Annotated in this window: 14 protein-coding genes, 3 tRNA genes and 2 pseudogenes; 15 read left to right on the top strand and 4 right to left on the bottom strand. The window is 55.8% G+C overall.

The window, feature by feature from the left end; translation table 11 throughout:
- Window positions 1–25: 25 nt before the first annotated feature.
- The 3 genes and pseudogenes from ACYVI2_RS14940 to ada all read right to left on the bottom strand — a co-directional run.
- Window positions 26–400: pseudogene (locus tag ACYVI2_RS14940) on the bottom strand (response regulator); the annotation flags it as partial.
- Window positions 401–412: 12 nt separating this feature from the next.
- Window positions 413–2,278, bottom strand: a complete 1,866-nt coding sequence (locus ACYVI2_RS14935; protein WP_415819884.1) for a HAMP domain-containing protein — start codon at window positions 2,276–2,278, stop codon at window positions 413–415.
- A gap of 73 nt (window positions 2,279–2,351) precedes the next feature.
- A complete protein-coding gene (ada, locus tag ACYVI2_RS14930; RefSeq protein ID WP_415819883.1) occupies window positions 2,352–3,446 on the bottom strand; it encodes a bifunctional DNA-binding transcriptional regulator/O6-methylguanine-DNA methyltransferase Ada in 1,095 nt (364 codons plus the stop codon).
- Between the two features lie 448 nt (window positions 3,447–3,894).
- Between ada and ACYVI2_RS14925 the strand changes: the two genes are divergently transcribed.
- The 5 genes from ACYVI2_RS14925 (at window position 3,895) to ACYVI2_RS14905 (ending at window position 9,257) form a co-directional block, all read left to right on the top strand.
- Window positions 3,895–4,572, top strand: coding sequence for a response regulator (locus tag ACYVI2_RS14925; RefSeq protein WP_415808232.1), 678 nt, complete (start codon window positions 3,895–3,897; stop codon window positions 4,570–4,572).
- 25 nt (window positions 4,573–4,597) lie between these two features.
- Complete coding sequence (locus tag ACYVI2_RS14920; RefSeq protein WP_415819927.1) at window positions 4,598–6,013, top strand: sensor histidine kinase; 1,416 nt, start codon at window positions 4,598–4,600, stop codon at window positions 6,011–6,013.
- 114 nt (window positions 6,014–6,127) lie between these two features.
- Window positions 6,128–7,126, top strand: coding sequence for a Bug family tripartite tricarboxylate transporter substrate binding protein (locus tag ACYVI2_RS14915; protein WP_415819882.1), 999 nt, complete (start codon window positions 6,128–6,130; stop codon window positions 7,124–7,126).
- A gap of 170 nt (window positions 7,127–7,296) precedes the next feature.
- Window positions 7,297–7,734, top strand: a complete 438-nt coding sequence (locus ACYVI2_RS14910) for a tripartite tricarboxylate transporter TctB family protein (RefSeq protein WP_415819881.1) — start codon at window positions 7,297–7,299, stop codon at window positions 7,732–7,734.
- Window positions 7,731–9,257, top strand: a complete 1,527-nt coding sequence (locus ACYVI2_RS14905) for a tripartite tricarboxylate transporter permease (protein WP_415819880.1) — start codon at window positions 7,731–7,733, stop codon at window positions 9,255–9,257. The genes ACYVI2_RS14910 and ACYVI2_RS14905 overlap by 4 nt, the downstream gene beginning before the upstream one ends.
- Before the next feature lie 112 nt (window positions 9,258–9,369).
- On the opposite strand, the gene ACYVI2_RS14900 is transcribed toward ACYVI2_RS14905, so the two are convergent.
- Window positions 9,370–10,536 carry a pyridoxal phosphate-dependent aminotransferase gene (locus ACYVI2_RS14900; protein WP_415819879.1) on the bottom strand — a complete coding sequence of 389 codons (1,167 nt, stop codon included), beginning with the start codon at window positions 10,534–10,536 and terminating at the stop codon, window positions 9,370–9,372.
- A gap of 273 nt (window positions 10,537–10,809) precedes the next feature.
- Here ACYVI2_RS14900 and ACYVI2_RS14895 point away from each other — a divergent pair, with 273 nt between their 5' ends.
- The 10 genes and pseudogenes from ACYVI2_RS14895 to ACYVI2_RS14850 form a co-directional block, all read left to right on the top strand.
- A complete protein-coding gene (locus ACYVI2_RS14895) occupies window positions 10,810–11,016 on the top strand; it encodes a cold-shock protein (RefSeq protein WP_094823955.1) in 207 nt (68 codons plus the stop codon).
- 3,283 nt (window positions 11,017–14,299) lie between these two features.
- Window positions 14,300–16,219, top strand: coding sequence for a tRNA uridine-5-carboxymethylaminomethyl(34) synthesis enzyme MnmG (mnmG, locus tag ACYVI2_RS14890; RefSeq protein ID WP_415821029.1), 1,920 nt, complete (start codon window positions 14,300–14,302; stop codon window positions 16,217–16,219).
- Entirely contained in the window at window positions 16,216–16,893 is a 678-nt protein-coding gene (rsmG, locus tag ACYVI2_RS14885; protein ID WP_415821030.1) for a 16S rRNA (guanine(527)-N(7))-methyltransferase RsmG, read from the top strand. Before mnmG ends, rsmG begins: the two co-directional genes overlap by 4 nt.
- Window positions 16,890–17,690: a ParA family protein gene (locus ACYVI2_RS14880; RefSeq protein ID WP_415821031.1), complete on the top strand. Its 801-nt coding sequence runs from the start codon at window positions 16,890–16,892 to the stop codon at window positions 17,688–17,690. The genes rsmG and ACYVI2_RS14880 overlap by 4 nt, the downstream gene beginning before the upstream one ends.
- 174 nt (window positions 17,691–17,864) lie before the next feature.
- Window positions 17,865–18,788: a ParB/RepB/Spo0J family partition protein gene (locus tag ACYVI2_RS14875; RefSeq protein WP_415821032.1), complete on the top strand. Its 924-nt coding sequence runs from the start codon at window positions 17,865–17,867 to the stop codon at window positions 18,786–18,788.
- Window positions 18,781–19,785, top strand: coding sequence for an asparaginase (locus ACYVI2_RS14870; RefSeq protein ID WP_415821033.1), 1,005 nt, complete (start codon window positions 18,781–18,783; stop codon window positions 19,783–19,785). The genes ACYVI2_RS14875 and ACYVI2_RS14870 overlap by 8 nt, the downstream gene beginning before the upstream one ends.
- Window positions 19,786–19,972: 187 nt before the next feature.
- A tRNA-Tyr gene (locus tag ACYVI2_RS14865) sits at window positions 19,973–20,059 on the top strand.
- A gap of 118 nt (window positions 20,060–20,177) precedes the next feature.
- Window positions 20,178–20,251, top strand: a tRNA-Gly gene (locus ACYVI2_RS14860).
- Window positions 20,252–20,255: 4 nt separating this feature from the next.
- A tRNA-Thr gene (locus ACYVI2_RS14855) sits at window positions 20,256–20,330 on the top strand.
- A 55-nt stretch (window positions 20,331–20,385) separates the two neighbouring features.
- Window positions 20,386–20,453, top strand: a pseudogene (locus tag ACYVI2_RS14850) (GTP-binding protein); the annotation flags it as partial.

Here is a 20,453-nt window from a genome sequence, read left to right as displayed (position 1 = left end):
GTTGACCGGACGCTTCGCCCGTATGCACCAATTTACCTTCGGCTGCCTGCCGAATGGCAGCCACCAATGTGGTGGCATCAATATTTTTGATTAAAAAACCACGCGCACCATCCCGCAACGCCTGCGCCAGTTCGTCTGCTTCTTCGGATACGGTCAGTATCAGCACGGCAGCATCTGGCACATCCTGGACCAATAGCTTCAGCGTTTCCAAACCCGACAGCCCAGGCATATTCAGATCGAGCAGAATCACGTTGGGCTGAAACGCTTTGGCGCGCTTGACTCCCTCGATGCCATCGGCCGCCTCTGCGACGACATCGAAATCGGGCTGCCGTTGCAAAAGCAATCGCACGCCCGATCGAAACAGGGCATGATCGTCAATCAAGATAATACGGATAGTCATAATGTCGCAGATTCAGACCACTGAACGTTCGGAATGCGGCAATACCAGCCGCACGGTGGTTCCTGCTCCCGGTTGGGATGAGATCTCCAGCTCAGCATGCAACCGCGCAGCTCTCTCACGCATGATATTCAATCCAATGTGATTTTCGTCACCGTGATGGATATCATCCATAAGAAAGCCTACGCCATTGTCGGCAATATTCATTGCAAAATCACAGGCATTGCGTAATGTCACGTGCACGTGGTCCGCCTGAGCATGTTTGCGAACGTTCGATAAGGCTTCTTGCAAGATGAACAATACTTGCAACTGTTGCTCGGGCGATAACGGACGTCCCCGTTTGTACTGCGTATCCAGATCGATCACAATGCCGGTCTGCCGTTTAAATCGTTCGATCGTATCTTCGATGGCAACCGACAATTCGACCTGATCGAGCTTGGTACGAAAGTTCACCAACAGCTCACGCACATCCTGATAACTTTCATCGACTCCAGTGCGTAGCAACGGCACGATCTGCTGCAGATCTGCGTAATCTGCGCGCTGCATGGCGTCTTCGAGCAATTGCAATTGCAGCTTCAGAAAATTCAGACCCTGCGCAATACTGTCGTGCAAGCCCTGCGCCATCAGACTGCGCTCACGAATCACTGCCAATTGCCGGGCTTTGGCCTCCAGGCGGCGATTATCCAAGGCAACGCCCAGATGTTGACCGAGGGTCTCCAACAATTGAGTTTCACTGGGCAGCAACTCGCGCTCAGCGTCAAAGTACAACGTAAACGATCCCAGGTTCTCGTCACGGGCGATGATGTGAAACGTCGCAATACTTCGCGCATCAGTGCGATAAACCGCCAAGTCGGCATGCGCGCTGATCGTGTCGGACACAAGTTCGTCGCCGTCTGAGGCAATACCCTCGGACACAACCACATGTGCATGCTCGTTGGGCCGTTCAATCAGGCGGACCGTTCCGCCGGCAGCAGCAAACTCTCTGATTACCCGTTGCAAGAAACCCTGGCAAATTGACTCGATGTCGTTAGGCAGGTTCAGAAAGGCCGTCACGACATACAAAGAGGCAATCTCGCGATTGCGCTTTTCGAGTTCGGCGGTTTTGGTGCGTACGCCGTTTTCCAGCTCCAGGTACAGATGCTCCAACTTGTCTGCCATCAAGTTGAACCCGTGGGCCAGCACGCCGAATTCATCACGTGTTTTAACGGGTAATCGCGTATTGAACTGTCCCGCCGTCAACCGATGCAACCCTTCCCGCAAACGCAGCATCGGTTGGATGATCCAGACGTACAACAGATAAATAGCCAGACCCGTACCGACACTGCCAATCACTGCAATGACGCCTTGAAAAAAACGCAGCAGCGTTCTTTTCTTGTCGTTGTCCATTTCAATCATGCCTGCCAGCCGATCTGTCTCTGTCATGAACGCCGGCAGGCTGTCCAGATAAGTATTCGTCTCGCCGTTTTTTTCAGCCTCGGCAACAGCCGGTTTGAGATGTTGGGTCCATAGTCGGGAAACGGTGGTCAGTTGCTCGCGAATATGTGCGACATACGGCAATCGTAGCGGTTTGGAGGGGCTCCCGCTGGCCAAGAGCATTAGAGCCTGATCTTGCACATGCAACGCTTGATCCAATGCGGCATGTTGGTCCGCATCGGGGCGGATGAGCGCGATAGCAATTTGATTTGCCATCATGCGCAGATTGCCTATCTCTTTCGTCGCAGCATCGGCGCGTTCCAGCCCGCGCGATAGCGACAGCATCCACGCTAACAACATCAAGACCACGACCAGAGAAAACAACAGGCTCGCGATCACCCGGGTAGGCAGGCGATCTCGCAATGTGGGCAACCCGTCTAGACCCACGAAAAATTCTGAAGGCGTCATGGTGTGCTGTCAGCGAAAGAGGCGGGCAGTGTATCTGCTTTCGTCTAGAACATAAAAACTGAAATAGCCGGCTTCATTCGCCTATTTCAGCCGTCTGCGATTCGCGATGCAACAGTTCACGCTTGCGCGCCACGCCCCAGCGATATCCCGAAATGTCCCCATCACGTCTGACGACACGGTGGCAGGGAATTGCCACGGCCAATTGATTGGCGCCACACGCCTGCGCCACCGCGCGCACAGCCTTGGGAGCGCCGATACGCTCGGCGATTTCCGCATAGCTCACCGTAGCGCCCGGCACGAGGTCCCGCAGCGCTTGCCAAACACGTTGTTGAAATGCCGTTCCACGAACATCAAGCGGCAAATTCAACCCCAGGCTGGGTGCTTCTACCAATCCCACCACTTGCGCTACCCACTGTTCAAACACAGGGTCATCGCCGCTTATTTGGGCAAATGGAAAACGGTCCTGCAGATCCCGTACCAATTGGTCAGGGTCGTCGCCCAGCCAGATCGCGCAGATGCCTCGCTGGCTACGAGCCACCAGGATAGCCCCAAGTGAGCATTCACCAACGGCAAAACGTATGCCTGTATTGGCTCCGCCAGACTTATAGTCTTTGGGGCGCATCCCCAACAGATGGTCGGATGCTGCGTAGAAACGGCTATTGGAATTGAATCCAGCATCGTAAATGGCCTGGGTGATGGTTGGCGCGCCCGCCAATTCGTCGCGTAGTCGCCTGGCACGAAGCGCGTCCGCATAAGCCTTTGGACTGAGGCCGGTTTCAGCCTTGAACAAGCGATGAAAGTGAAAAACGCTGACACCAGCCTGCATGGCCAACGCTTCCAGCTTAGGAGGTGTTTCCGCTAGTTCTATCTGGCGACAGGCTTGGGCAACGAGTTCTGCCCTACGGCTGGCGGCCGTAGTGCGATCTGCGCTTGCTCGCCGGCTGGGGCGAAAACCTGCCGCTTCGGCTGCTTCGGGCGTATCAAAAAACAGCACGTTCTCACGGCGCGGCAAACGCGCCGAACTACTGGGCCGGCAATACACCCCAGTGGTGCGTACGGCATAGACGAAATATGCATCCGCCACGGGGTCCCGGTTCTGTACTGCCAGCCAACGCGCCTGGTCAGTCGTGTATGAGCCTGTATCGCATGGGTCTGCCGAATTCGACATGATTCACCTGGAAAAAGCGCCATTCAAAGCAATGGATTTCACTGTAAACCCGAATTCAAGCGCAAGACATCTCATTCTTGCGCTTGAATTTTTTAGTGGCCAAGAATTCGTGAAAGTAAGTATTCACACCATATCCACAGAAGCCCATTCGACCCAAAAACGCCCTGTGGATAACCTCTAGAAAGCAGGACTGTGCACAGCGTGTGGACGTAAATTGAACAAACCGGCTTTTTTGGCCGGGACCAAAAAGTTGTTCAACTTGGTCCGCAGCGCTAAACAGAACTGCTACACAGCCAAAAACCGCTACAAGCTCATGAAATAGAATGGCTTTTTTGAGTTGATGCAGTTATCCACAGACTCTATTAATCATTAGTCTTTATATAAAGAAAAAGAAAAGAGAAAAACAAACATGCACTCCCACCAGGCCCAAGCGGTGCAAAAATAAGCTATGCGTATCCTCCTCATAGAAGACGAATCCGAATTGGCTCGGTGGTTATCCCGCAGCCTGGCCCGGCATGCCGGTTTTGTTGTTGAATGGGCTGACGATGGCCTGGTGGCCGAAAGACGATTGGCTGTGGAAGAGTTCGATGCAGTCATTTTGGATTTGGGCTTGCCCGGTATGGACGGCCATACCCTGCTGGCGAAAATCCGGGCTCGCGACGACCGGACTCCTGTTCTGGTACTGACTGCACGCGACTCTCTGGCCGAACGTGTCGATACCTTGCATGAGGGGGCCGATGATTTTTTGCCCAAGCCCTTTGTGCTCGAGGAGCTCGAAGCACGATTGATCGCGTTGATCCGCCGCAGCCGTGGGCGGGAACATCCGCGGCTGGCACTGGGTGATCTGGTGCTGGATACTTCTGCACAGCGATTTACCGTGCGCGGTCAGCCGTTACAGTTATCGCCCCGTGAACATGCTGTGCTGCGCGTACTTATCCAACGCAGTGGCGAACCGATCAACAAACAGCAAATCCTGGATCGCATTCAGACAGATGACTCAGATATCAACCTGGAAGCCATCGAAGTACTTGTACACAGGCTGCGAAAAAAACTCGCCGATACGGGCGTGCAAATTGTGACGCTGAGAGGAATGGGATACTGCCTGGAGGCGATTCTTGAAACTTAGGCCTCGCCATCGCACCCTGAAATCATTGTTGTTGTGGTGGCTGATTCCGGCCCTGGTTTTCATCATGTTGATAGCTTTGTGGCTGTCAAATTATCAACTGCGCAACCAGGTGGATCAGGCATATGACCGTGCCCTTGCGGGAGCACTGCGTTCTATCGATCACAACATATCCACAGCCAGCGGTGGACTAAGTCTCGAGCAGCCGTATTTGATGCTCGAATTTTTCGAGCTCACTGCCAACGGCAACGTGTATTACCGCATTGCCACGGAAGACGGTTTGGCAGAAATCGGCAACCAGGACCTGCCTTTGCCGGGCAAGCCCTTGATTTCAGGGCAACCGCAGTTTTTTGACGCGCAATACCAAGGCCTATCGTTGCGTGTCGCGGCCTTGGCCCGGCCGATGGATCCCCCGCTGTACAACAACCGCGGTGGCCGGGTCATCGTGCAGGTTGCCGAATCACTGGAAACCCGTGAAAATTTTCTGAATCAGTCGTTATTACGTGCGCTCGAGCGCGACATCGTGGTGATACTGATTGTGGTGCTGGTGGTGGTCTGGAGCGTTTTTCGGGCGGTGCGTCCTCTCGAGCGGTTACGCCAGGATGTGGAAAAGCGCTCAGCAGACGATTTAAGCCCCGTAGACGCGCCGGACATCCCAAGTGAGGTCGCCCCCTTGGTCGATGCCGTAAATCTGCACATGAGCCGTTTTACGGCTCAGGCGAGGGTCCAGCGGCAGTTCCTGGACGACGCTTCGCACCAATTGCGCACGCCCTTGTCCGTTTTGCGGACCCAGACGGCTTATGCACTGCGGGAAACCGACCCGACCGAAATACGTACAGCGCTGCTTGCCATGCAAGAGGGCCTGGATCGAGCGGTGCGCACCACGAACCAGATGCTGGCGCTGGCACGCGCCAAAAATGCGTCGCTGAGCGAAGCCGGCTTGGTCCCCGAAGACGTCGACCTGGTGGATATCGCCCAGAACGTCATTCGCACATTGCTGCCCGCTGCACGAGCACGCCACCTTGATCTGGGACTTGAGGCCTCGAGTCTGCCCGTTCGCATCCAAGGTGTTGATTGGTTGCTGCGTGAAGCCCTCAGCAATCTGGTGGACAACGCAATCCGCTATACGGCACCCGCAAGCCAGGTCACCGTACGGGTCTACGCGGACGAGCGCTATGCCCGGGTGACCGTTGAAGACTCCGGGCCAGGCATGTCATCAGCAGACATTTCCCAAGCCAGCGTACGTTTCCGCCGTGGTGCCGCCGGCAAAAACAAGCCTGGGGCCGGTTTGGGGTTGGCTATCGTCGGAACGATTGTGGAAATTCATGGTGGCCGATTCGTGCTGGAGAACCGGCAACCGCAGCCAGGACTGCGTGCGGCATTAGTGTTTACCCTAGGTTCGTTCCCGAATGCTGCACTGCGGCACGAAATTGCGGGAAATTGAAAGGTTCCGGAAAGGCCGGATTGAGTACGGTTGCGATCCGTTGGCCATGGTCCCGTTTTGTGGGCATGGTCGGCTCACGATGACATCTAAAAAGCGATTCACGGAGACCGCAAGATGCAACTCTTTCTGAAAGCCCGCCTGGCCGCAGCATTTGGGGCATGTGCCCTGGCTTTGGGTATGGCAACTGCCCACGCTGCCGACGAACCCCGTCGGCCCGAATGTATTGCTCCCGCTCAGCCTGGCGGCGGCTTTGACCTGACCTGCCGTTTGGCCACCGAAGGCCTCAAGCAAAGCGGCGCACTGAAATCCGCCATGCGGATTGTCTACATGCCCGGCGGCATTGGCGCGGTGGCGTACAACAACATCGTTGCACAACATCCTGACGAGCCTGGCAGCATCGTGGCGTTCTCGGGCGGTTCGCTGTTGAACCTGGCGCAAGGCAAGTTCGGCAAGTACAACGTCAATGACGTGCGTTGGTTGGCAGGCATCGGTACCGACTACGGCGTGGCCGTGGTGCGCGATGACTCCCCCTACAAAGATCTGAAGAGCCTGATGGAAGCCTTCAAGCAGGATCCGACCAAGATCGTGCTGGGCGCAGGCGGTACGGTAGGCAGCCAGGATTGGATGAAAGCCGCCCTGACAGCCAAAGCCGCGGGTGTGGATTTCCGCAAAATGCGTTTCGTTGCCTTCGAAGGCGGTGGCGAAGCCGTAACGGCATTGCGCGGCGGCCATATTCAGGCATACATGGGTGACGCTGCCGAGGCTTTCACCATGCTCGAAGGCGGTGCGCCGATCCGCGTGCTGGCGGTGTTTAACGACGAACGTTTGCCTGGCAAACTCAATACTGTTCCTACGGCGAAAGAGCAGGGCTACGACATTACCTGGCCCATCATCCGTGGCTTCTATGTCGGTCCGAAAGTCTCGGACAAGGACTACCAGTTCTGGGTCGATGCTTTCAACAAGACGATGGCCGCGCCGGAATACGCCAAGCTGCGCGATCAACAGGGCTTGTTTCCGTTCCAAAAGACGGGGCCTGAGCTCGATGCCTACGTCAAAGAACAAGTACAAAAATACCAAGAGCTGGCTGATAGCTTCGGCCTGATCAAAAAGTAAAACGCAATTTGTAGGTTTTGCCGCCAAGCGCCCGAGGCAGCAGCAAGCCGAGGGCGTAGCGTGGCGACCTTTTTTGGGGGCGTCAGCATCCGACGCCCTGTTTTGCGCCGCCTTGGTCGCCATGCATGCACCGCGTGAACCCCGGCGCGCCGATTTCAGGACAAGAGATCATGACTGATCGAACTCTGGGCATTTGTGCCCTGCTCTTGGCTGCCTTCATGACATGGGCCGGCTGGGGTATCGAAGCACCTTTCGCTTACGAGCCTGTCGGGCCGCGCGCCTTCCCGATGCTGATCGCCTTGATGATCGGGTTGTGCGGGCTGCGTCTGGCAATCAAGGGCGGCAACCCCGTCGAGGGGAATCCTCCCGGCGCCAATTCGCGTATTGCGTTGATGGTGTTGGGCGCGGCGGCTTATGCGTTTCTGTTTCAGTGGTTGGGCTTCATCATTGCGACCGCGTTGATGACGGTTTACGTTGGCCGCTTGTTTGGCGGCGCGTGGCTGAAATGCGTGACCGGCGGCGTGATTATGGGCGTTTTCTTCTTTTTCTTGTTTGACAGAGCGCTGGATGTTGTCTTGCCCGCCGGTCTGCTGGGAGATCTGCTATGAGCGGCATCGTCGATCATTTATCCATTGGTTTTGGCGTCGCATTTTCGCTGACAAATCTGTTGGTTGCGGCGATCGGTTCTTTTATCGGCACGATGGTGGGGGTCTTGCCAGGCCTGGGTCCTATCAACGGCGTGGCCATGCTCATTCCGATTGCATTCGCGATGAACCTGCCGCCTGAAACCGCTTTGATCCTGCTGGCCGCGGTGTATGTCGGAGCCGAATACGGCGGACGTATTACATCGATTCTGTTGAATGTGCCTGGCGAAGCCAGCGCCATCATGACGACATTGGATGGTTATCCACTGGCGCGTCAAGGATTGGCTAACGTCGCATTGTCGTTGTCTGCATGTTCGGCGTTTGTCGGCGCGATCGTGTCCGTGACGGGCATCATTTTGCTGGCCCCGATGCTGGCCAAGTGGGCATTGGCGTTTGGTCCTGCCGAATACTTTGTGCTGATGGTTTTCGCGTTCTGCTGCCTGACGAGTCTGTTGGGTAAACAACCCATCAAGGGCGTACTGGCTGCGATGATAGGTTTGGGCATTGCAGTGATCGGCGTGGATTCCAACTCGGGTGTGTATCGCTACACCTTCGATTCGGTGCACCTGGCCGATGGTATCGACTTCGTGGTGGTGGTGATCGCGCTGTTTGCCGTGGCCGAGATGCTGGAGATGCTGGAAAAGGTCGTGGCCGGACACAGCGTCGAGGTCAAGTCCAGCGGTCGCAAGCTATTCAACCTGAAAGAGTTGGCGTTCACGTGGTGGAGCATCGTGCGCAGCTCGCTGGTAGGGTTCGGCGTAGGGGTATTGCCTGGCGCTGGCGCCAGCGTTGCCGCAGCCGTGGCTTACTCCCAGGAAAAACGCATCATCGAAAGCAAAGATCCCAATGCCAAGTTTGGCAAAGGCGATATGCGTGGACTGGTTGCACCGGAATCCGCCGCGACGGCGTCGGCGATTGGTTCTTTTGTGCCGATGTTGACGCTGGGTGTTCCGGGATCGGGTACGACGGCCGTCATGATGGGCGCGCTGACGCTCTACAACATCACGCCGGGCCCGGTATTGTTCGATACCAAGCCCGAGCTGGTGTGGGGCCTGATTGCTTCGTTGTTCATTGCGAACGTCCTGTTGTTCGTGATGAACGTACCGATGGTTCGTGTGTTCTCCAAGGTACTGTCCGTACCTGGTTGGCTGATGGTGCCAGGTATCCTCAGCATCAGCTTCATCGGTGTCTATGCGATCAACTCCGGTACGTTTGACCTGTTGATGGTGGTCGGTATCGGTACGATTGGTTATTTCTTGCGCAAGTTCGGCGTGCCCATGGCGCCATTGGTCCTCGGGGTCGTCCTCGGCGACATGATGGAACAGAACCTGCGCCGTGCGTTGTCGATCACGAACGGCGATGTGGCCGTGCTGTATCAAAGCCCCGTGTCGATCGGCCTGTGGATTGCCGCGATTGCTGTGGTGGTGGTTCCGCAGTCGCTACGCAAATTGCGTGAGCGCCGCAAGGTAGAACAAGCCAGCGCCTGACGCGGGAAGTAAAATGGGGTCGGAAGGCACTGTGTCTTCCGACCCCATTTATTTTGGGCGGCGATATAACCATCGCCACATCCGCCACTTTGCCAATGGCGGCTAAACCGATTTAAACGCCCGCTAAGCGTTCAATCGCCTGATCTAGGGTTGCGTCCTTCTTGGCGAAACAAAAACGCACCAGGTGGTGATTAGAGGCCTCTGCGTCGGGATGTTGATAAAAGGCAGATAGCGGGATGACGGTGACGCCGTGTTGCACCGTCAGATCTCGAGCGAAGTCTGCCTCGGATTGCCTGGAGATCTCGCTGTAGTCGGCCAACATGAAAAATGTCCCGGGGCTGGGCAAAGGTCTGAAGCGGGTATTGGCCAGCCCGGCGGTCAACCGGTCCCGTTTGGCTTGGTAAAACGATGGCAGTTCGGTATAGGGCTTGGGATCCTGCATGAATTCCGCCAATGCAAACTGCATGGGCGACGACACGGTAAAGACCATGAATTGGTGGACTTTGCGCAACTCGGCACTGAGTTGACGCGGGGCGCAGCAATAGCCGATCTTCCAGCCCGTGGTGTGATAGGTCTTGCCAAACGAGGAAATGACAAACGCATGTTCCGCCAGCAACGGCCGAGTGGCCAGGCTGGCGTGCGGTTTTCCGTCGAACACGATGTGTTCATAGACTTCGTCTGATAGCAGCAAGATACCGGTATCTCGAACAATGCTCTCGAGGGCATCCAGATCGCTTTCCTCGAGCACGACGCCTGTGGGGTTGTGCGGGAAATTCAACATCAACAACCGGGTGCGGGACGTGATCGCATCGCGCACGCGTTGCCAGTCAATGCGGTAATACGGGTCTGCCTCAGTTGGTGCACGCAAGGGCACCGGTACGGCCGTGCCGCCGGCCAGACGGATAGCTGGCAAGTACGAGTCATAGCAGGGCTCGATGACAACGACTTCATCACCGCTGTTGACCGCCGCCAATACGGTGGCCATCAGGGCCTCAGTGGCACCGCTCGTGACGGTAATCTCGGTTTCCGGATCGTAGCGGTGACCATAAAGGGCCAGGGTCTTTTCCGCAATGGCCTGGCGCAATGGTGCTACCCCAGGCATATAGGGGTACTGATTATGTCCTGCGGCCATGGCACGCGATACCAAATCACATAAACGGGCATCCGGGTCAAAATCAGGAAAACCCTGTCCGAGATTAATGGCTTGATGTTCGATAGCCAAACGGCTCATGACGGTGAAAATGGTGGTGCCCACATCAGGCAGTTTGGATCGGATCATGGCAATAATGCAGCTAGGGGTGAAATAAAAAGCGAACGGGCAAGTATCCCATTAACTCGAGAATGCGGTTTTGATTAGTCCCGATTTATGACCGATATATTGCCTCAAAGCAGATATGGAAAAAATGCGACATACGGGTAAACAACTATTTGTTTCGTCAAAGATGCGTGAGTATGCTAAGTCTCGCAGTTGATTCAAGCGTTGTACGAGCCTATTTCTAGTCGGCGTCCTTGATTCACTAGCATTCATTTTTATTATCGGGACGCTACACAAATGGTTCAGAAGGGCAAAGTCAAATGGTTCAACGCCGATAAGGGTTTCGGCTTTATTACGCCGGACGCCGGCGGTACGGACGTATTCGCACATTTCTCGGCCATTCAGGGACGCGGTTATCGCAGCCTGAACGAAGGCCAGGAAGTGGAGTTCGAAGTCAAGGATGGTCCGAAAGGACCTCAAGCGGCCGAAATTCGCCCGCTTTAATTCGGGAAATCCCGCTTTTCCCGTGAGCCAGGTTCTACCTGGCTGCAACGCCCCGTGGCTGTATGGCTCCGGGGCGTTGTCGCATTTGTATGTGTGAACTTGATGCGCTCGCAATCTGACCGGCAGGGATAACGGGGTAAATGTCACCCTGTGGATAATGTTGGGAATAAGTTTGTGGATAAGGCTCGCATCTGGCGGTGGGGCGAGTTTCGGGCTAGAGGGCGCCTCGGTGGCGTGAAACCTGGGTTTTGCACAGAAATACTATATAGATATCTTGGCCCATAGTGCTCAAGCTATCGAGGCTGATTGTTATTCTGTTTATCCGAGCTCAGGCATTTTTTCGTGGTTTTTCAAGGCTTAAGGCGGCAAGCCTGTGACGAGTTCGCAGGAAAGGTTCCATCAGAATCAATATTTTCTGTGCTTGTGTGCCGAGGATTCGGGCGCCGAAAGCTCAGTTGTTCACAAAGATATCCCCAGGGGTTATTTGGGGGGTTTCTGTGTGGTTTTGGGCTTTATAAGGGGCGAGATTATTTGTGGATAGATTTGTGATTATCAGTGCCGGAACGATGGGTCGGGTGTTTTGATGAGAGGTTGTTTTCGAATAAGGGGCCGAGTTATTCAACTCGGCTTTTTTATTCTTTGATGTCGCAAAGATATCCACTGGGTTGATAAGGCGGGCTGAACGTGGAGGTTGGAGTTTGTGGACAAGTTGTGGTGGCAAGTTTCAGGTGAAACAGGGCGTGAGTGGTGGGGGCTTCTTGTGGGTGGAGGGTTTGTGGATAACGTTTGGTGAGTGTGGTTTTGGGAGGCAGGGTGTGGATAGGTTGGTTTGGCAGGCTCTGGGGGAGTAAGGGGGGTGCTGGCTGTGGATAAGAGTTCTTTTGGCGTTGAGCGGGGGTAGAAGCCGTGTGGGGGCTTCACGTGGCCGGTCGGACGCCTGCGCGTCCGACACCGCTTCGTCAACCTCGTCGCTGCGCTCCTTCGGTTTCCCTCGCTCGTTCACGAGGCGCCCCCACACGGCTTCTACCCCCGCTCAACTCGCGTTATCTCGTATTTCCACAGCGGCGGGACGACTGTCTTGCTTAGGCTTCGTAGGAGAGGGTGAGGCACGGAAGAATGTCTTACAGGGTTGCTACGGTTGGGCACCTACGGGCGCGCCCAACCGTAGCGATTGGAGAGTTCAGGGGATGATGCTTTTTTTGAGGTGCGGATCTAGAACAGCTAATTAGATGAGCTCTGGTAGGAGAGTAGGAAGGCGGCGGCTCGGGGTAAGAGGCCGAAGCAAGGAGGTGCGTAAGGGGCTGGCAGAGACTAGACGACGGGTTAGACAAAAGGCTGGGAAAAAGGCTGGGCAAGGAACTGGGCAAGGAACTGGGCAAGGAACTGGGCAAGGAACTGGGCAAGGACCAGGCAGAGCCCCAGGCTAGAGACTCAGGCATGTGCTGAGTAGGGCTTTGAGGGAGGTATTTCGGCCAGGGATAGGGCTGGCTTGTGCGAGGCTGATACTCGGTTCTGTGCAGCTTAAGTGGCTCCTGGTCGGGATTGGGTGTCGAGAAAGGGGATTGGGGAGTGACGGCAGTGCGCGTTTGGGAGGGGGATAGCGCGTAGATAGTCTCTCTCGTATGTGGGGTATGGGAGTCTTGCTTGGCCCCGGGGGTGCTTAGCTCAGATTAATTGTGGTCGTGCGGCGTATCAGTCGCTGTCGCATCGTCGTTTACTCGATGTGCTGTAGCGCGCCGTTTTCGTTGTTAACAGTCGGCTATCCGAGGTCAGGATGAAGCGTCAATAAGGAGTCAAAGAGCTGACAAGGTTCACATTCCTTCCCAACGGAAGGTGTACTGCGACATTCGATCACCGTTATCGCGCATTGTTCCACGTGAAACAGGAGCTCAATGAGCTCACTAGAGCCGTTGGAGAGTTCCTTGATTCCGCTCAGTAACCTTGCGAAAGGCGTTGCCTGGCGGTGGTCATAGGAAATTAGCGCGCCGCTTCGTAACGGCTAGGACTGGTATTAATCGATCTGTCGACTTATTTAGGGTCGGATATAGGCATAAGTCCCTCTGCCGGGGTGCTCGTCTCGAGTGAATCCGGGAGTTACGGCGAGGTATTTTTCATCCAGCTCATTGGTTAGTTGGGGGTTGGGCGAAAAGTGCCACAGTATCTGCTGGCCCAGAGGGAGGCATCCTTTTGACAAGTGTCTGTTGGCACGGGCAAGTTGCCTTCCCACTTAGGCTCTGTCGTAGATTGCCATGTGGTTTTGGCCCACTGTACCGTTAGAGGCATACCGATGGCACCGAGCACTGTGTATGACTCATATGAGTCACCAGGTCTTAGAACTCGATATTTTTGTCGTGATAGAGCTCATCTCTACGCCTTGAAGTTCGCCGGACCTAGGCAATGTTCCACGTGAAACAGAGGCCCCCCACTTGAAGGCCGAGTCTTCGATAAAACCTAAGGGCATTTTGGGATCCACCGGGTCCGGGGCATAGCCAACCTATGTTCCACGTGAAACATTACCTTATTTCTAGATGGCGTGAGTTGCGAGGAGTGCGCTGTACCCCTAGTTCATCCGAGTTTCGCTGCAAATATCTCTCGCACGGAGGGTACACATTATGTCTGTGAGCCAGCATCTGCGAGATAGTGTCGAAGACTGAATCATGACCCCAGAGCTGTTCATGGAGAATCGATAGCAAAGAAGATCCTTTCCCTCGATTGTCCCAACACCCCTGCGGCTCTCCGACCCATATGTTCCACGTGAAACATTCCCCAAAACTCACCATCACCCCATATCTCAACCAATCGACTCCCGATTGTTATCAGTGGGCGCGCCCGTAGGCGCCCGCTGATAACAGCCCTGCAAGACCTTCCTCTTTGCCAATATGCTTCACCACGAAGCCTAAGCAAGACAGTCGTCCCAGCAATGCAGCGATCCAAGATTCCGTGAGGTGAGGTGGGGTACTAGTGAGGGAGGGGCGCCTCGTGGTCGAGCGAGGGAAACCGAAGGAGCGCAGCGACGAGGTTGACGAAGCGGTGTCGGACGCGTAGGCGGCCGACCGACCACGTGAAGCCCCTCCCTCACTAGTACCCCACCTCACCGCCAACAGAACTTATTCGCCCCATAGCAGCGACGCCCCCTCAACGTTTCACGTGAAACACAACACCCAACAGCCTAAAACCCGAAAAGATGCCACCCGTTGCAACTTCCCCTCATGTTTCACGTGAAACATCCCCAAGGTCCCCTTTATAATGGAGCCCAACAAGCTCTTTCTCCCATCCCCCCATCATGAATTACCCCAGCGAATTTGACGTGATAGTCGTCGGCGGCGGCCATGCCGGCACCGAGGCTGCGTTGGCAGCTGCCCGCATTGGCGCCAAGACGCTATTGTTGACCCACAACATCGAGACCCTTGGTCAAATGTCCTGCAACCCGTCGATCGGTGGAATAGGCAAAGGACACTTGGTCAAAGAGGTCGATGCTCTGGGCGGAGCGATGGCCATCGCTACTGACGAGGCGGGGATTCAGTTCCGTATTTTGAATGGTTCAAAAGGCCCCGCCGTACGCGCAACCAGAGCGCAAGCCGATCGGGTGCTGTACCGCAAAGCCATTCGTCATCGCTTAGAAAATCAACCCAACCTGTGGCTGTTCCAACAGGCCGTCGACGACCTCATGGTCGAGGGTGATCGAGTCGTAGGTGCCGTCACCCAGATCGGGTTGAAGTTCCGCGCCCGCAGCGTCGTCCTGACAGCCGGTACGTTCCTCAATGGCCTGATTCATGTAGGCATGGAAAACTACTCCGGTGGCCGTGCCGGTGATCCCCCTGCGATCTCCTTGGGCCAACGGTTAAAAGAACTGAAGCTCCCCCAAGGACGGTTGAAAACCGGAACGCCTCCTCGCATCGACGGCCGCACCATCGACTACAGCGTTCTCGAAGAGCAACCTGGCGACCTCGATCCGATTCCCGTGTTCTCCTTTTTGGGCAACACGTCCATGCACCCGCGTCAGCTGCCGTGCTGGATCACGCACACCAATTCCCGTACGCACGACATCATCCGTGCGGGACTCGATCGCTCGCCCATGTACAGTGGCGTCATCGAGGGGGTAGGACCGCGTTACTGTCCATCCATCGAAGACAAAATCCATCGCTTTGCCGACAAGGCATCGCACCAGGTTTTCCTGGAGCCCGAGGGCCTGGATACCCACGAGGTCTACCCCAATGGCGTATCCACCAGCCTGCCATTTGATGTCCAATGGGATTTGATCCATTCCTTGCCCGGGCTGGAAAATGCACACATTCTGCGTCCCGGTTATGCGATCGAGTACGACTACTTCGACCCCCGCGGATTGAAGTCAACGCTGGAAACCAAAGCCATCGCCGGCCTGTATTTTGCAGGGCAAATCAACGGCACGACGGGTTACGAAGAAGCTGCTGCACAAGGTCTATTAGCGGGTGCGAATGCGGCACTGCAATCATTAGAACGAGAGCAGTGGACGCCTCGTCGTGACGAAGCATATTTAGGCGTGTTGGTCGACGATCTCGTGACGCGAGGTGTGACAGAGCCTTATCGCATGTTTACCTCTCGCGCTGAATATCGTTTGAGTTTGCGCGAAGACAACGCAGATCTGCGGTTGACTGAAATCGGCCGCAAATTAGGCTTAGTCGATGATGTCCGCTGGGATGCATTCAGCCGCAAGCGCGATGCAGTAGCCGCAGAAATCGAACGATTGAAATCTACCTGGGTCACTCCGCGCAATTTCCCTGCCGAGGCGGCAGAGCCGCTGCTAGGCAAAGCAATTGAACGTGAGTACTCACTATCAGATTTGTTAAAGCGACCTACCGTGTCTTATGCCACGCTCATGGCGGCCCGTAATATCGATGGTTCATTGTTGGCCGGCCCTGGCGTGTCAGACGATGACATCCTGGCCGAACAAGTCGAAATACAAGTCAAGTACGCGGGCTATATCGCGCGACAACAGGACGAGGTGCAAAAGCACTTGTCGCACGAACAGCAACGTATCCCGACGGATATGAATTACGACGCTGTCAGCAGCCTGTCGTTCGAAGTTCGCCAGAAACTCAAAACGCACCGCCCGGAAACGATCGGGCAAGCTGCGCGCATTTCCGGTGTCACGCCTGCAGCAATCTCACTATTGCTTATCCACCTAAAGCGCCTGCATTACGGCACGCGCAAACAAGCCGCATGAGCCCCGCGTCTGAGGCCAATTTGGCACAGCGCCTGACGCAAGCCTGCGATAGCCTCGGCTTGCCGGTTAATGCTGCACAAACGGATCAATTGCTGACGTATCTGGCACAAATGCAGCGTTGGAATCGCACCTACAACCTGACCGCGATTCGCGACCCCGAACAAATGCTGGTGCAGCATTTGCTCGATAGCCTTAGTGTCGTCAACCCATTGGCCCGCACGTTCGATCCTGCCGTGCCGACCACGGTGTACGACATCGGTTCGGGCGGCGGCCTGCCTGGCGTTGTATTAGCGATCATGTTGCCTGCATGGCAGGTCAGCTGCGTGGATGCCGTGGAAAAGAAAATGGCGTTTGTGCGTCAGATGTCGGGCGTGTTGTCTCTTCCCAATTTACGCGCCATACACGGACGCGTCGAAACCCTCGAGCCCGCGCAATGCGATATCGTCATCTCGCGTGCATTTGCTTCTCTTAACGATTTTGCGTCACTGGCGGGCCGCCACGTGCGCAACGATGGTACCCTCGTTGGCATGAAGGGGAAGGTCCCCGAAGATGAAATTCAAGCCTTGCATCAACAGGGCGAATGGCACGTCGAACATATCCAGGCGCTGCAGGTGCCTCAGCTGGATGCACAACGCTGCCTGATCTGGATGCGTCGTAGTCAAGGAACTCTATGAACACCAAAACGTCTAGCACACGTCCTACGCGCGTGTTTTGTATCGCCAACCAAAAGGGTGGCGTGGGCAAAACCACGACAGCCATCAACCTGGCCGCGGGCTTGGCCACACATGGCAAACGGGTGCTGTTGATAGATCTGGATCCACAAGGCAATGCGACCATGGGCAGCGGCATCGACAAGAGCACGCTGCAATCCACGCTATACGATGTGTTGATCGGTGATGCATCGATTGAACAATCCCGCGTGCGTTCCGATGCGGGCGGCTACGACGTGCTGCCCGCTAACCGCGAGCTGTCTGGTGCCGAGATCGATCTTGTCAACATGGAGGCTCGCGAGCGGCAGTTGAAAGCAGCAATTGGCGCCGTCGCGTCGCAATATGATTTTGTGTTGATCGATTGTCCGCCGACTCTGTCCTTGTTGACCTTGAACGGCCTTGCCGCTGCGCATGGCGTGATCATTCCGATGCAGTGCGAGTATTTTGCTCTCGAAGGCCTCTCCGACTTGGTCAATACCATCAAGCGTGTGCATCGCAACATCAACGAAGACCTGAGCTTTATCGGTTTGCTGCGCGTGATGTTCGATCCGCGGATGACTTTACAACAACAAGTTTCCGCACAGCTGGAATCCCATTTTGGGGATAAAGTATTCACTACGGTGATTCCGCGCAACGTACGTCTTGCCGAGGCCCCCAGTTATGGTTTGCCGGGGGTGGTGTATGACAAGGCCTCACGTGGCGCTCAAGCTTATATTTCTTTCGGCGCCGAGATGGTCAAACGCGTCGAAGCCATGGATTGATCTTTTCATGGCTACTCATCATGCCGTGCTGGGGTTATCCACACGTTCAAGATGGTGGTGATCGGGCGTATTGTTCCCGTTTGCGCGTCAAGGACATGCTTGAACTCGCGCCATCTATGCAGCGTACAAGATATCCACAGCAGGCATAGCAAGTTGTAAAAAGGATTTTTCGACATGGCCACCAAAAAACCCAAAGGTCTGGGTCGCGGGCTGGACGCTCTGCTCGGCGCAGATGGGCCCGCGATCGATACCTTCGCCAAAAAGACGACTGAAGTCGTCAAGCAGGTAGAGGGACCTCCGACGACATTGCTCGTTGGCAAAATGCGCGCGGGCAAGTATCAACCGCGTACCCGCATGGATGAAGGCGCGTTGAACGAATTGGCTGAGTCCATTCGCGCGCAAGGGATCATGCAACCGATCCTGGTGCGCGCGCTCAGCGACGACCCGGGGCATTACGAAATCATCGCGGGCGAACGGCGTTTTCGTGCGGCCCAATTGGCGGGCTTGAAAGAAGTCCCGGTCCTGGTGCGCGAGGTCGCCGATGAGAATGCCGCCGTAATGGCGCTCATCGAAAACATTCAGCGCGAAGACCTCAACCCGCTCGAAGAAGCCCACGGCGTACGCCGTTTGCTCGATGAATTCGGTCTCACCCACGAGCAAGCCGCGACGGCTATCGGCCGTTCGCGTTCCGCGACTAGCAACTTGCTGCGCCTGATGAACCTGGCCGCGCCGGTGCAAACCATGCTGTTGGCCGGCGACATTGATATGGGGCATGCCCGCGCGTTGTTGGCGGTCGAGGCCGCGATGCAGATTCAACTGGCCAACCTCATTATTGCCAAGCGCCTGTCCGTACGCGAAGCCGAAAAACTCGTCGCGAAAGCAGCCAAAGACGTCGATGTCTCTGCTCGGAAAAAAGGCAACGGCGCCTCGCGCGATGTGACACGGCTCGAAGAAGCGCTCTCCGACCAATTGGGTACGCGCGTGGCGCTGAAAGTCGGAGCGCGTGAAAAAGGCCAACTCGTCATCGATTTTCACGGTTGGGAACACCTGAATTCTCTGCTGGAGCGTCAAGGGCTGTCCGGAGTCCTGGATGCCTGAACGCCGTTTGCCGGTCATCGCGGTATTGGCGACAGGGGGGACGATTGCCGGCGCTCAGGCCGACACGGCTTCGCATGCCTATCGTGCCGGCGCTTTAGCGGTAGAGCAATTATTGGACGCCGTACCTGGCTTGGCCCAGTTGGCGGACATACAGGCAGAGCAGGTTGCCAGCGTGGGCAGCCAAAATATGACCCACGCCGTCTGGGCAAAACTGGCCCAGCGTATCGAAAGTCTATGCCAGGACCCGGCCGTTGACGGTATCGTCGTCACTCATGGAACAGATACGCTGGAGGAAACCGCCTATTTTCTCAGCCTGGTGATTCGGCACGACAAACCCTTGGTACTCGTTGGCGCAATGCGTCCCGCTACGGCGCCAGGCGCTGATGGGCCTGCGAATTTGTTCCACGCGGTGGCCCTGGCTGGATGTGAAGCGGCGCGTGGGCGCGGTCCGCTGGTAGTGATGAACGAGGACATTCACTATGCCCGCGAGGTTCAAAAGGTTGCGTGTGCGGGGGTGAATGCCTTTGCTTCGCCGAATCGGGGCAGGGCGGGGGTGATGCGCGGTGCGTACGCTCAGTTTTTCTCCCGCAACGAGACGGTGTACGGCACCGCAAGCGAGTTTTCGATTGAAATGCTCAATGCCGTGGTGTGGCCTCGCGTCGACGTTGTCCATGCGGGCGTGGACATGGGCAGCGATGTAATCGACTTCCTCGCCACGAAGGCGCAAGGCCTGGTGTTGGCTGGCGTTGGCGACGGCAATGCGACCGATGTAGCAATGCGCGCCTTACAGCGCGCTGCCGCTCAAGGCGTGGCCGTTGTCCGTGCCACCCGAGCAGGCAGCGGTCGAGTGGGGCGCAATGTCGAGGTCGATGATGATGCCGCAGGTTTTATTGCTGCTGGCGAACTCAGCCCTCAGAAAGCTCGTATCTTATTGATGCTGGGCCTGTTGATTTCTGCAAATCCGGACCAGCTGCAAGAGTTTTTCGACCGGTACTGAGCATCCACGGGCGCGACGCTCCCAGGCTCGCTTTAAGCCCACGCTACGCCTTGGGTTTGCTGCTCTCCAAGAACGTCAGTTCTGTCCTGGGGCGGCTCGGCGGCAAAAAAATCCTCGGATATACGAAAAAACCCTCGTCGTATTTGACTTTCAATTTAAAAGTGTCCATAATCTCAAGTTCTCCGCTGGAGGGGTGCCCGAGTGGTTAAAGGGGGCAGACTGTAAATCTGTTGGCCTTGCGCCTACATTGGTTCGAATCCAATCTCCTCCACCAGAGACCCATATTCTGAATCCAGGCGGGCTGCCTGGATTCTTGATGTAAAGCCCTGCTGTTTGTGTTTAATCACGTGGCAGGGTGTAGCAAATGTGGGAAGAGTGGTGAAAGGTAGCCCGCGGGTGTAGCTCAATGGTAGAGCAGAAGCCTTCCAAGCTTACGACGAGGGTTCGATTCCCTTCACCCGCTCCAAGCTGCCCATGTGGCTCAGTGGTAGAGCACTCCCTTGGTAAGGGAGAGGTCACGCGTTCGATCCGCGTCATGGGCACCACAAATTTTTTCTTCTCTTCTTAGTCAGAAGCTTCAATCCAGGTCAGGAGTCAGCCATGGCAAAAGGCAAGTTTGAACGTACCAAGCCGCACGTGAACGTGGGTACGATTGGTCACGTTGACCA

Source organism: Bordetella tumbae (genome assembly GCF_054780995.1).
This window is presented reverse-complemented; position numbering and strand designations above follow the sequence as displayed.